This is a genomic window from Bdellovibrionota bacterium (assembly GCA_040386775.1).
GTDB lineage: Bacteria > Bdellovibrionota > Bdellovibrionia > Bdellovibrionales > JAEYZS01 > JAEYZS01.
Genome location: JAZKEU010000006.1, coordinates 16,584 through 30,181, shown reverse-complemented (window position 1 = coordinate 30,181; position 13,598 = coordinate 16,584). Strand labels below are relative to the sequence as shown.

12 protein-coding genes are annotated in these 13,598 nt (G+C 39.7%); 4 read left to right on the top strand and 8 right to left on the bottom strand.

Features of this window, described 5'->3' with window-relative positions; genetic code table 11:
* The first annotated feature begins 86 nt into the window (after window positions 1–86).
* The 3 genes from V4596_02035 to V4596_02025 all read left to right on the top strand — a co-directional run bounded on the left by V4596_02035 (window position 87) and on the right by V4596_02025 (window position 3,817).
* The gene (locus V4596_02035) at window positions 87–1,697 is read left to right on the top strand and encodes a peptide ABC transporter substrate-binding protein (GenBank protein ID MES2767899.1); all 1,611 of its coding nucleotides are present in this window, start codon (window positions 87–89) and stop codon (window positions 1,695–1,697) included.
* Entirely contained in the window at window positions 1,697–2,809 is a 1,113-nt protein-coding gene (locus V4596_02030) for an ABC transporter permease (protein ID MES2767898.1), read from the top strand. Before V4596_02035 ends, V4596_02030 begins: the two co-directional genes overlap by 1 nt.
* 93 nt (window positions 2,810–2,902) lie before the next feature.
* Complete coding sequence (locus tag V4596_02025) at window positions 2,903–3,817, top strand: ABC transporter permease (protein ID MES2767897.1); 915 nt, start codon at window positions 2,903–2,905, stop codon at window positions 3,815–3,817.
* A 39-nt stretch (window positions 3,818–3,856) separates the two neighbouring features.
* On the opposite strand, the gene V4596_02020 is transcribed toward V4596_02025, so the two are convergent.
* Window positions 3,857–4,720, bottom strand: a complete 864-nt coding sequence (locus tag V4596_02020) for a hypothetical protein (protein ID MES2767896.1) — start codon at window positions 4,718–4,720, stop codon at window positions 3,857–3,859.
* Window positions 4,721–5,080: 360 nt separating this feature from the next.
* Here V4596_02020 and V4596_02015 point away from each other — a divergent pair, with 360 nt between their 5' ends.
* On the top strand, window positions 5,081–6,469 hold the full coding sequence (locus tag V4596_02015) for a hypothetical protein (protein MES2767895.1): 1,389 nt from the start codon (window positions 5,081–5,083) through the stop codon (window positions 6,467–6,469).
* Between the two features lie 4 nt (window positions 6,470–6,473).
* Here V4596_02015 and ychF read toward each other — a convergent pair whose 3' ends face one another.
* From ychF to V4596_01980, 7 genes are all read right to left on the bottom strand, one after another.
* A complete protein-coding gene (gene ychF, locus V4596_02010) occupies window positions 6,474–7,574 on the bottom strand; it encodes a redox-regulated ATPase YchF (protein MES2767894.1) in 1,101 nt (366 codons plus the stop codon).
* A gap of 3 nt (window positions 7,575–7,577) precedes the next feature.
* Window positions 7,578–8,279, bottom strand: coding sequence for an aminoacyl-tRNA hydrolase (gene pth, locus V4596_02005; GenBank protein MES2767893.1), 702 nt, complete (start codon window positions 8,277–8,279; stop codon window positions 7,578–7,580).
* A gap of 6 nt (window positions 8,280–8,285) precedes the next feature.
* The gene (locus V4596_02000; protein MES2767892.1) at window positions 8,286–8,957 is read right to left on the bottom strand and encodes a 50S ribosomal protein L25; all 672 of its coding nucleotides are present in this window, start codon (window positions 8,955–8,957) and stop codon (window positions 8,286–8,288) included.
* A gap of 143 nt (window positions 8,958–9,100) precedes the next feature.
* Complete coding sequence (locus V4596_01995; protein MES2767891.1) at window positions 9,101–10,045, bottom strand: ribose-phosphate pyrophosphokinase; 945 nt, start codon at window positions 10,043–10,045, stop codon at window positions 9,101–9,103.
* A gap of 88 nt (window positions 10,046–10,133) precedes the next feature.
* Window positions 10,134–10,814, bottom strand: a complete 681-nt coding sequence (locus V4596_01990; GenBank protein ID MES2767890.1) for a thrombospondin type-1 domain-containing protein — start codon at window positions 10,812–10,814, stop codon at window positions 10,134–10,136.
* Window positions 10,815–10,897: 83 nt separating this feature from the next.
* Window positions 10,898–12,679, bottom strand: a complete 1,782-nt coding sequence (locus tag V4596_01985; protein MES2767889.1) for a hypothetical protein — start codon at window positions 12,677–12,679, stop codon at window positions 10,898–10,900.
* A gap of 185 nt (window positions 12,680–12,864) precedes the next feature.
* Window positions 12,865–13,598 (bottom strand): HAMP domain-containing sensor histidine kinase (locus V4596_01980; protein ID MES2767888.1); only part of this gene is annotated, 734 nt, incomplete at its 5' end.

The following is a 13,598-nucleotide window of genomic DNA, read 5'->3' as shown; positions in this document are numbered from 1 at the left end:
TAGGCTAAATAAATACGACTTAAAGTTTTGACACTTTGGCGACGTCAGAGAAGACTTTTTAAGAAATTATTCAAGGGGGAATCAGAATGAATTTACTACTGAAATCAAGTTTCTACACATTGAGCTTAACGGCTTTAATTTTCACAACGAGCTGTACAAAAACATCATCAGATAAAACACTAAAATTTGGTGTAAAAAAATCTGAAACTCTCATAGTAAATTTACAAACAGAGCCGCCTTCATTGGATTGGAATAAATCTACAGACACGACTTCTTCAGAGGTTCAAGGCAACATCATGGAAGGTTTGGTTCAATTCGACTTGGCTGATCCTGAGTTAAAAGCATTGCCTGCACTAGCAACAAAATGGGAATCGGATAAAGCCGTACAAAAATGGACCTTCGAATTAAGAACAGATGTAAAGTGGACTGACGGTGTAGAATTCGATGCTCAACAAGTTGTAGATGGTTGGGAAAGACTTTTAAATCCTAAAACTGCCGCAGAATATTCTTACTTCCTTTATAACGTAAAAAACGCAAAAGCCTACAACGAAGGAAAAATCAAAGACTTCTCCCAAGTTGGAATCAAAACGGTGGGGAAACACAAAATAGAAGTTCAATTGGAATCTCCGATGAGTTTTTTCCCTTCTCTTCTCGTGCATCACTCAACTTATCCAGTAAGAAAAGATTTGATCGAAAAACACGGAGACAAGTGGACAGAAGCTGGAAACATGGTGACATTGGGAGCCTACAAGCTCATGAAGTGGGAACATGACGAAGCCATTCTTTTAGAGAGAAACGATGCTTACTTTGGAGAAAAGGCAAAAACGAAATATGTATTGGGAAGAATGATCACAGAGCAGTCTTCTGCAATCAATGCCTTTGATGCAGGTGAGATCGATGTGATTCCGGAGCTTCCATCAAATGATGTGAGCGTTCTTAAGCAACGTCCAGAATACCAAAAACAAAACGGTCTTATCGTTTATTACTATGGTTTCAATACCAAGCAAAAACCTTTCGATAATTTAGATTTTAGAAAAGCAGTTGCAATGGCCATTGATAAAAAAGAAATCACAAAAGTATTGGGTCAAGATGACGTGACCGCAACTTCATGGGTGCCAAAAGGAATGATGGGCCACGAAGAAGAAATGGGAATCAAATTTGATCCAGCAAAAGCAAAAGAACATATGGCTAAAGCCGGCTATGCTGACGCAACTAAAGTTCCTAAAATTACGATTACTTTTAACACCAATGAAAACCACAAGAAGGTGGCAGAGAACGTTCAAGCGCAACTCAAGCGTAATCTTGGGATCAATATCGAAATCCTAAACGAAGAATGGAAAGTGTATCTTTCAAAGCTTAAGAGCAAAAAAGGTTACAGCATTTTCAGAATGGGTTGGGTTGCAGATTACCCAGATCCAGATAATTTCTTAAATCTTTTAACAAGTACTTCAGCAAACAACCACACAGGTTGGAAGAATGAAAAGTATGACAGCCTAATCGCCAAAGGTGTTTCTGAATTGAACTCCGATAAGAGAAAAGAATATTACAAAGAGGCGCAAAAACTTGTCTTAGAAGAAGATGTTGCCGCAGTTCCTCTTTACTACAGCATTAGACAATATTTGATTAACAGTCGTGTTAGCGGATTTAAATTAAACCCACTCGACGAAAAAGATTATAAAAGTGTAATGGTAAAATAATGGGCGATAAATTTTCAGCTTTTTCTAAAAACCATATTCTAGACATCTATAAGATTGTCATGGGAATTTTACTCGCAACGGGTTTTGTGGTGAGTGTGATCGGCGTTGACGGAATGTTAACGACGATCCTATGGTCTACCATTGGCGCTTTATTGTTTGCGGGTATGATTTTCTTGGTGATCAAGCAACATCTTCTTCCGTATTTGATCAAAAGATTTATGGAAGCGGGAGTGACATTACTCGTGATCGTGACCTTGGTGTTTTTATTATTGAGATTAATGCCGGGTGGGCCCTTTGACTCAGAGAGAGCATTGCCGGCTGAAGTGATGGCCAATATCGCAGCAAAATACAAACTCGATGCACCTCTTCTGGAACAATATACTCATTACTTAGGAAACCTTTTAAAAGGGGACTTGGGTGAGTCATATAAATATCTAGGTAGACCCGTTTCCTCGATCATCTCGGATACGTTTCCGGTGTCATTGCAGTTGGGCGTATATGCTTTGATCTTGAGTTACTTGATCGGAATTCCGTTGGGAGTGATTGCCGCCTCGAAACACAATACTTGGGTGGATACAGGTTCGATGTTTCTTGCGATGGGTGGGGTGACGTTACCAAGTTTCTTGGTGGCCTCACTCTTTATCTTGATATTTTCATTCCAATTTCAAATTCTTCCGCCAGCATTGTGGGAAGGACCGCTTTATTATATTCTTCCGGTAGTGACTTTGGGAATAAGACCGGCCGCAATTATTGCGCGTCTAACTCGTTCAAGCGTTCTGGATGTGATTAGATCAGACTTTGTTAGAACGGCAAGAGCCAAGGGCTTAGCGGAAAGAGTTGTATTATTTAAACACGTTTTAAGAAACTCACTGATTCCGGTATTAACTTACTCTGGTCCATTGATTGCGGACATTATTTCTGGAGCATTCATTATTGAAATCATTTTTGCAGTTCCAGGAATGGGAAGACATTTGATTTTGAGCGTGACGAATAGAGATTACCCGCTGGTTTTGGGTGTTGCACTTTTATTCAGCGTACTTCTCGTAGTTTCGAACTTACTTGTAGATATTTTCTACGCGATTGTGGATCCAAGGATCAAGCTTGCAGCTTGATCTGATAAAACAGGTGAAGTTTCGCGTAAAGGCTTGATAAAAAGCCACTGAGAGGGAAAAATGGGAACAAGGATAGAGATTAAGACACAAACAATGATAACATCAGTACCGAGCGCAACAACAGCTGCGTCTCCAAGACACAACAGTCTTTGGGATGAGAGCTACAAAAGACTCAAGAAAAATAAGGCGGCAGTCATATCTGCTTACTTTATTCTTTTTGTTATTGGTGTTGCGATGTTTGCGCAGTTTCTTGCTCCCTATGCTTTCGATGTGCAAAATGTAGAAAGAATTCTTTTATCTCCAAACGCTCAAAACTGGCTAGGTACGGATTCCCTCGGGAGAGATATTTTTTCGAGACTTATTTTTGGATCTAGAATTTCGATAGCAGTTGGTATTTTCACGGCGGTGGTATCGCTTCTTATGGGAACTGTTTATGGAGCATTTTCTGGATGGTTCGGCGGCAAGATTGATTCACTAATGATGAGATTGGTGGATATTCTTTATTCTATCCCGGCATTAGTACTTTTAGTTTTAGCGAAGGTGACAATCGAATCTTTAGAGACATTTAAGGATCCAGAATTAAGAGCGTTGTTCTCCATCTTTGGAGCTCTATCCATCTACGGTTGGATGGGCATGGCAAGGATTGTAAGAGGGCAGGTTCTTCAGGCCAAACAAATGCAATACATCGAGGCGGCAAGATCTCTAGGAATTAGCAGTCCTTCCATCGTGATGAGACATATACTTCCAAATATTTTAGGTCCAATCATTGTGACTTTAACATTCCAGATTCCTGCAAACGTGATGTTTGAATCGTTCTTAAGCTTTATTGGATTAGGACTTCAACCACCTTACAGCAGCTGGGGCGTACTTGCGAATGAAGGTTGGAGATCTTTGAGAACATTCCCGCATTTGATTATTTCACCGGGGATTGCGATCTTTTTAACGATGTTAGCTTTTAATTTATTCGGAGACGGTCTAAGAGACGCTTTCGATCCTAAGACTAAATAGCGCCAAGAATTCTCGGCGCTATCTTTAAACTTTTAATTATTATTGAGAAATTTCTACGCTAGTAGTTGCTGGAATTGCAGCAGTAGCTGATGTCGATAGATTTGTTGTATCTTTTAATGCTTTTCCTACTGCTTTTCCTACTGTGGTAACAGCACTTGATACAGTTGCAATGTTAGCTTTGGTTTCATCAGAGATTTCATCCCCCTCTTCTGTTTTTTTCTCTTCCTCAGCTTTTAGAGCGGCTTCAGCAGCTGCGGCCTCTGCTTCTAGAGCAGCCTTTGCTTCTTTCTCAGCGTCAGCTTCGGCTAATTTTTCGGCTTCTGCAGAATCAATACCTTTTTTACCTTTTAAAGCCGCAGATTTTTCTACATCAATATTACCGCTTGAATCTAAGCATACTCTATCTGTAGTTTTAGCTAGTTCTAGAAGTGAATTGAATTCGTCTTTTTTGATGGCTTTCAAATCTGTATTTAGAAGAACATTAGCACCTTTTTCTTGAGCTTGAGTTCCTGATTCAGTTAGAGTTAGATTGCCACTTGAAACTTTAAGTTTAATATCTGTTGCTTTGACTCCCAATTCACTTTGATCAACACATAAATTTTCGATATCTTCTGTACCGATAACTTTTGTGCCCTTTACGATCAATCTTTTCTTGCTGACTTCAACGCCTTTTTTATCTTGGCTGAATTTATAAGTGGTCATGATATTATCATCAATAGAAATCAACGTTAAGTTAGAGGTCTCTTCCGAACTCTTAACGTCTTTTCCCTGAACGGAAACATCTTCTTGCGTATAAGTTCCATCGATTTTGAGATTATTCTTTTCGCCCACACCTTTACCGCAAGCCACTAGACCTGCAAGTGAAGCGCCCACTGCTAAAAACTTGATTGAATTTGCTAACATTTTAAACTCCTCTGGTAGCACTAAGAGCCATAGCTCTTAGTAAGATAAACTTTGTACCCATAGCCTATATAAGCACATAGGATGCCTGATTCTTTAGGCCTTTAAACGATTCTGGAGGAGATGACGTCCGGATACTGGCTATAAATCCGAATTATGGACAAAATACGTCTCTTCTAATTTTCTTTGTCGAAAAATAGTTTTTTAATTTTTGTTCGGACAAATTGCGGCTGAGCTCTTGTAATAATTTTATGTGAGAAGGTGAGGGGACCTAACAGTTTTGCTATAAGCACGGCCCTTCGATTGCTCTATCTAGCTATGGGATTATACCCGTAGAAAGAGAACATGAGTTCGAAGAGAGTTATGAAGAAGCAATTTTTATTATTACAAATTTTAATTTTTGCATTGGTGCAAACTTCACCAATGCAAGTCACTCCTGCATATTCTGCAGATGGTACACGTTCAGATTCACAGCCAGGTGTACAAACCTTAATTGAGCTCAGTCAGAAATTCAAAGGCCCACCGCTACAACAGCAAACTACTGAGGCGGTAGTTGTAAAAGCTCCGGTGGATGTGCCGACATACTTTAAACCAAAAATTAAAGAATTAGTTTTTGAGCAGAAGTATAGAGATGCAGAAGGTAAGCTCATTACGGTGAAAGGGCTTATCGAAAGAAGAGTAGGTGCTACGTTAGGCAAGGAAATCAGAAGGACAATGTATGAAATTTTCCAGGAATACGGTGGCGACGTAGAGTTCATCGTGACTACTAAGGCTAGATTGGAAGACGCTGAAGAAGTAAAAAAAATAGTAGAAGAAGAATACGCTAAAAAAAATATAAAAACAAAGGTAGCTATTTTTCAATTCCCGCAATGGATAGAAGATATCCTCGTGCAACAAGCTGTATCTCAAGCTCAAGGTAAAATTCAAGGTATGGCGTGGAAAGCAAAATATATGTTAAAAAAAATATCACAACCTCAGCAAACAGCCAATGAAGTCGTGGAAATTACTAAAAATCAATATGAAAAGCCAACAAGTAAAGATATTAAAATTGCCGTGATATCTGCTGCGTTGACCGCCGCTATTTCTTACAGTGGTGGAGTTTATGCTGATCCAGATACCGTCATGATTGGATTAGGGGTTAGTAATTTATCATTAGCCTTAGTAGCCATTGGTAAGGCTCTCTTCGTGGGTACAGCCGCTGCTTACAATAAAACTTTAGGCAACATTCTCAAAACAGATATATTCAATGAGTTTAATATCATGTCACCCATAAGAAGAGTCTTTTCGGAAGCTTTTTTTGCTATTGGTTCGAGTACGGCAACATCTTTTTCTGGAGTAAGTGCTTCTGATATGGTGAATACAGCAAGTTCAGCTTTAGTTGAAAGCGCGACGAATGTAGAAAAAGATATGAAATTGAGAAGTCAAAAAGCTCAAGATATTCTGTTCTATACAACTTTTATTTTAGGGAATGCCGTCAGTCTTTTGGGAGCCATGGGTATTACCGGGCCCATGATTTATGAAGGTGGCTTTGTACAATTGAGTACGTTGCATGCGAGTGCAGTTTCCGTGTTCACCGCCATATACATCGCCCTAAAATACAAATCCCACACCCTGCAAAGATTGGCGGAAGAAGCTTACATAAATAAAATCACCAAAATAGCCAATCAAAAATTAGCTCAAGTGCAGAAGGGCTTCAGATACAAACCTTCGCAGTTCACGAGGCCCGCCACGTGCGGAAGTTTATTCCAATAAATAATTAAACGTTGAATCTAAAGAGCATTACGTCGCCATCTTTTACGAGGTATTCTTTACCTTCAGAGCGGTATAGGCCCGCTTCTTTGATTGCGGCTTCAGTTTTTAATTTGAATAGATCCTCGCAGTGATAGGTCTCTGCCCTAATAAATCCTTTTTCAAAATCCGTATGAATCACGCCTGCCGCTTGTGGAGCCTTCATCCCTTTTTTGATGGTCCAAGCTCTCACTTCTTTTTTTCCAGCAGTAAAGTAAGTTGCGAGTTCTAAAAGTTTGTAAGATTCATGAATTAATCTATCCATACCTTTTTCAGTTACCCCTAAGGAAGCCAAGAACTCTGTTTGTTCTTCTTTTGATAGAGTGGAAATCTCTGCTTCAATGGCAGCTGAAATCAATGTGGCTTTGTTGCCTTCGCTGGCAGCGTATTTCTTTACTTCTTCCACCCACTGGTTTCCGCCTTTAGCAAAATCTTCTTCATTCACATTGCAAACGTAGAGAACAGGTTTTGAAGTTAAAAGTTGTAAGCCTTTTAAGAATGGTTTTTCGTCGTCGGTCAATTGAAGAACTCTCGCGGGTTTTCCGGCAGATAAAACTTCTTTGGCTTTTTTGATCACTTCAAATTCCGCTTTTACGTTTTTGTCTTGAGATGTTTTGGCAAGCTTTTCTTGTTTGGTAAATTTCTTTTCAATGGCGTCGAGATCAGCAAGCATAAGTTCAGTGTTGATCACTTCGATGTCACGAATTGGATCGATGGATCCCGAGACGTGAATGATGTTGGAATCATCAAAACATCTTACCACATGGAGAATGGCATCGGTCATTCTGATGTTACCAAGGAATTGGTTTCCGAGGCCTTCACCTTTGGAGGCACCCGCAACTAAACCTGCAATATCCACAAATTCCGTAGAAGTGGGAATGATGGTCTCAGGACCCACAAGGTCTGCGATTTTTTGAAGTCTATCATCTGGAACGGCAACAACACCTACATTCGGATCGATGGTGCAGAACGGGTAGTTTGCACTTTCGGCCCCGGCTTGAGTGATCGCATTAAAGAGCGTGCTTTTTCCGACGTTAGGTAGACCTACGATTCCACATTGTAATGCCATAAACTATTCCTTCTTTTTTTCTTTCATTGCCGCTTCCATCTTTGCGGGATCGGGTTTTTTACGAACGGGTTTTAAAAATTCTTTTAATTTTTGAAAATGACTCACATCCGCACCTTTTTCTAACAATTCAACAAAGGGCGGAGTTTTAATATTGTGTAGAGATGCGGCCTTTTCATAACCTTGAGTCACAAAAGTATTGATTGCATTACAACATTCATCAAGCCATGAATCTAAAATTTCCGCTTCCGTCGGTGCAAACTTTTGTAAAACCCAATCTACGACACTTTGTTTTGGTAGAATCGGACGTCCAACTCCTAATTTCATACGAGTATAGTTTTGAGTTCCCAAGAGTTGGTGAATGCTATTGATGCCATTTTGTCCTCCAGAACTCGAATTCTGCTGGAACTTGATGCTCATATAATTTTGATCAATGTCATCATGAAGCACTAATAAATTTTCTAGAGGAATTTTGTAAAAAGCCATTAGGCCTCGTACGGCTTCTCCAGATAAATTCATAAATGTTTGTGGTTTCACGAGAAGAACGGGAAGTCCGCCAACTTCAGTTTTATAGGTGAGGGACTTCTGCTCTGACTTCTCTGTTGTTGAGATTTTGCTAAGATATTTATCTATAACAAGGAACCCGATATTGTGACGAGTGAACTCGTACTTGCTACCGGGATTCCCTAATCCAACAATGAGATGCATTTAAGATTACTTCTTATCGTCTTTCTTCGCTGGAGCTGCAGCCGGAGCAGCACCTGCAGCTGGAGCACCAGCAGCCGGAGCAGCGGCAGCAGCCGTTGGAGCAGCGATTTCTTCTTCTTTAATTACATTCACAGTTACAAGTGCGATGTCTTCAACCGCAGTTGCTCTTACACCGTCTGGTAATGTGATTTCTTTAATGTGAAGTGCTTGGCCAATATGAAGTGGAGTGACATCAATTGCGATGTACTCAGGAATTTTAGATGGTAAGCATTCAACTTCAATTTGACGAACGATCGGTTGAAGTGTTCCACCCGCTCTTGTTCCTTCAGCTTTACCTTCGAATCTTAATTCTACAAGTACGCGTACTTCTTTGTTCATATCGATAGCGAGGAAGTCAAAATGTAAAGGTCTTCTAGTTACTGGTTGTACGATAACTTCTTTAAAAAGAACTTTTGTTCCGTTTAAAGCGCTATCAGCTGATTTTAAAGTGATGATCGAGTTTTCAAATGCTCCAGAGGCATACTTTCTTACCCATTTCTCTTCAGCAAACAACGGAACGTTTTTTTTCCCAGCACCGTAAATGATCCCCGGGATGCTTTCTTTTTTTCTTAATTTTCTGCAAGCTGATTTGCCTGCTTTTCTTGTACCAACTTCTAGCACTAATTCTTGTTGTGACATATGTTTTTCCTCTCTACTTTCTTCGCTTCACCGAATGGTGAAGGATATCATCGAGTAATTGTTAATAAAAATACGATGTAAAATTAATAAGGGAAAAGAATTAACGTGAAGCGGGGGAAAATTCAAATAAATAGTGATTAGGGTTAGATAAAAAGCGAACTAACAGATTCGTTGCCGTGAATTCTTTTTATTGCTTCAGCAATAACTGGGGCAACGCTGATAACTTTGAATTTACCAGTCTGTTTAGCGGCTTCTTTAAGTGGAATAGAATCCGTTACAACTACGAAATCTAGAGCACTGTCCGTGATTCTTTGAATGGCTGGACCTGATAAAACGGGGTGAGTGGCGACAGCAGCCACTCTTATAGCACCATTTTTCATAATGGTTTCAGCAGCTTGGACTAGGGTTCCAGCGGTATCGATCATATCATCGATAATGACAGCAAACTTGCCTTTCACATCACCGATCAAATTGTAAGCTTTAGCTTCGTTGGGACCCGTTCTTCTCTTGTCGATGATGGCAATTGGAGCCTCAAGACGCTTTGCAAAAGCTCTCGCTCTCTCAACCCCCCCAGCGTCTGGTGAGACAACCACGAACTCTTCGCCATAACCCCATTGTTCCCTCCATGCTCTTGCAAGCGAAGGAATAGAGAACAAGTGATCCACAGGAACATTAAAGAAACCTTGGATCTGGCCAGCATGAAGATCCACACTCACAACACGATTTGCACCGGCAGTTGTGAGGAGATCGGCCATTAATTTTGCAGAAATAGGAGCGCGGGGAGCGACCTTACGATCTTGTCTTGCATAACCATAATATGGCATTACCGCTGTGATCCTTGCAGCTGATGCTCTTTTCAAAGCATCGATCATAATAAAAAGTTCCATGTAATTTTCGTTGGAAGGTGGGCAAGTACTTTGAATGATATAAACATCTGCGCCACGAACATTGTCATGAATCTCTACTTGGATTTCTCCATCAGCGAATCTTTTTAGCATAGCGGGTGATAAATTGACTGAGATATCAGAAGCAATCTTCTGAGCAAGTTCTGGGTTCGAATTTCCCGAGATAATTTTTAGATGCTCCATCAGTCCCAATATAAATATTCGAACCCCTATTTAGAGTCAACAAGGGAGCACCTAATTATTGTAGATAATTGCCAGTTGGATTTTACTGTTACTGGCATAATCCACCGGCTTTACAATCACCACCAATAGGCCCACCACCGCCACAAGATGGTGTAGAGCAAGATTGAGATGTCGCAGGTTTTGTGCCGGCACCAGCACAATACGAATCTGCCATTACGTTGGTGTCATTGAGTTTACAAGACACCGCTCTGATTTGTGTTCCGCTCGTTCCACAGGCAGTTGCGCTACAAGCTCCCCATACTCCAGCTGACCAAGCATAAGTTGTGGTTTGCGGAGGATTCGGTCCGCTTATTATAGGCGGTCCCTTGACTTGGAAAGTGGTCGTGCAAGTTCCCGCTGTCGCACCATCTTCAGTTTCTACAATACCGTGAACTGTGTAATTGCCAGCTTGAGATGCATCTGTGTAAGTCACATCTAAAACGCCGCTCACAGAATAGACACGTTCTGTGAAAACTCCTGAAGAATTATTCATCACAACTATTCTGATTTTAAGAGAAGCAGGAGAATATGTAAAAGCAATAGCTTGATTTTCATTCAAAACAACTTGAGCTTTTGATGGGGAAATCTGGCAACTTCCAATTCCAGACATTGAAGAATTTATTCCGATTTCATCTAGAGGTTTTGCGCAGTTTTGATAAGAAAGAAGTAAGAGTGTGAAAAGCACAAAAGACACGGCTTTAACAATTGGCTTCTTCGCAAAAACTAACATTGTTCCTCCCAAGGCATGCTGGAAATTATCCAACATTTACATATCGGCTTATGGCCTGTATAAACTTGAGACAAAAGTAGGGGTTAGGAAGCTTTTTTATCTGTTCTTTTTTCTTGGCTTTTCTCCTGACTTTTCTTAATGATTTCTTGAAGTTTATTAGTCACAAAATACTCTTTGAACAATGTGACTTCTTCCTTCTTAATGTGAAGGTTGTCCATCTTATGTTTTTCGAATTTAATTTTATGTTTTTCTGTAACAATATCGCCGGGTTTCATATAACAAACAAACTTATTGTTTTTAGGAAGGTGAATGTAAAGATTAAAGCTTGTTTTTGTATCTTGTTTTAAATCTTTAATATTGATTGTTGCCATTTTGTTGCTCATCTCTGCAACTTTCGGCATGGCAGGATTGTAAGGATAATATGCGCATATGATTTCTGTTTTGTGATCTACTGTTTGTACAAAGAATTCGGCATTCTCTTGCGCCCAACCTAAGAAGTCTGTCTGCTCTAGGTCAACATTGAGCTCTTCAAAATACAATAGAGGCTCATTTTGTTCCTTTAAAAGCTTTTCTAAATTGGCTCTGATAGAGCCAACCACATTTCTTTCTAATTCATTGAACATTGGAACGACAAAGATCAAGTACCCTTTGAATTTTGGAGTGTGGATATTAAATATTTTTGCTTTAGAAATAACTTCAACGGGAACGTAATCCTCGTAAGCAGGGCGTACAGATTTTTCAATGGCTTCAAAAGTTTTTTGGGCCAAGAGAGATTCTGAATTTTTACTTCCAGAGCGCGGTTTAAAGTCAATGATCAAGGCTTCTTTTGCTTTTGTTTTTTCGTAATCCGGAATTGCAGATTCTGTTGGCTTTGTTTCAGTGTATTGATTTTTCCAAAAACTTTTAGGTGGAGTTTGTTTTTTAGCGACGTTCATTACGGAGCCGTAATCCGCTTCTTTCTTGTGAGAGCGTGCTTTTTTTTCTTCGGATTGAGTTTCTTCGATTTCTGATTCGTACATTTCTCCACGCTGAAGGCCTTTTTCAGTGGTCGAGTGGGATTCTCCGTTGAGACCATCTTGTTGAGATTTCATCGAGTTTGTTTTGAAGCCTTTTTGAGTATAGATGGCCGGGCTCGAAGATTTTTTTTCAGTTTGTAGAGTCGAATTATTCACAGGCAATTCATCAGTCAATTGACCCATGTATGCACTGATATCATTTGCGTTGGGGTCGTCACTTCCAGATTCATGGTCTTCTTCGGAATGTTTTGTATTTTGTGATTGAAAATTAATAAGTCCTGATTTGTTGTGATTGGATCCTAAATTCACAAATGTATCGTCATTAGAGTTTTCATTCCTAGAGCTTCTTAGAACGATTTTATCATTTTGATTTGAATCTTGAGAGTTGTTTGTTTTTGGGCCAGGGAGTTTATCGATTTTACCTTGTTCATCTTTGGCTCTGATAAGTTTCTGAATGCGCATGTAGAGCCCAGGTCCACTCACCGGAGCTTGCATCACTTCGGGAATGCGAGATCCCGCTAATTCTGCAGCTGTTTTTCCGTCAGATTTTTCGGCAAAGACAACGCATTCCACTTTGAAGTTTTGTATGAGAAGTTGATGGGTTTTGATGATATTTGAATTTGGCAGATTCCAACTTAAAAATACAAGAGTGGCTTTCTGGGCAGTGATATATTGAATGCCATCTTTAATATTTGATTTCACTATGCAGTGGACACCTCTGCGACTCAAAAATGCAGCAGCAGAGGCAAGCTGACTTTGCTTGTGAGCGATGATCAATACGTTAAGTTCTAACGCTGGCTCGTCTTTTTCTTTTAGGGTAATTGCATCACTACTCAATTTTATTCTCACAAATTATTAGAAGTTCTATAGACTTATCGGCCTCAGGACCTAAATGTTAAGGAATTATAAAATATTTATTAAGATCGATTTAATATATAGATGAACTCAAAAACTAAACCTTTGATCCAGAGGTGTATTTAAATGAATCGTTCTAAGTGTGTTCTAGCAATCAAGTTGATCAATATTCTAAATAATTAAATTTCTGTACTTCTGAAATAGAGTTGAACTCTTGTTCCTTTTTCGGAAGTATGAATTTTAACTGAGCCTTTGTACAACTCCATAAAAGTTTTAATTTGTAGCATGCCCAGACCAGTTCCGGCTTCGCCCTTGGTTCCTTTGGTGGAAGTGATTTCGCTTTCTTCGAAGAGATTTTTAAGAGTTTCATCTGAAATTCCTGTACCAGAATCTTCAATCTCTATTACTATATATTGTTTTTCTTTAAAGGCTCGAATCGAGATTACGCATTTGTCTTCTGAGAACTTGATTGCATTGCCAATGACATTTCCTAAAACATTGTTGATTGCCGTTATACGATCGGTAAGACAGTACAACTCCTCTTTGGGTAATTCCAATTTAAATGAAACATCTTTTTCCATTGGTTTCTCATCGAACAGGGCAATGGACTCAGTAATCAGCTCAGAGGCACTCACGGGAAGGAGATCTATACGGATCTTGCCCATATTGGCAGCGTGGAACGAGCGTACTCTCATGAGTAGGTCTTTTTGTTTGTTGCTGGATCTGAGAATACGGTCAACTTCGGAAAAATTTTGTCCATCTAGTTTTTCTTTGAGTCTTGCGATGTTTTCCGAAATGAGGGTGAGGGGAGTCGCCATATCATGTACTAAAATATTGAGGAGCGTTTTATCGCGTCTCAACACTTGGTTAAGGCCTAGCAATACAAAATGGGTTCGAATTATAGAAAATATAA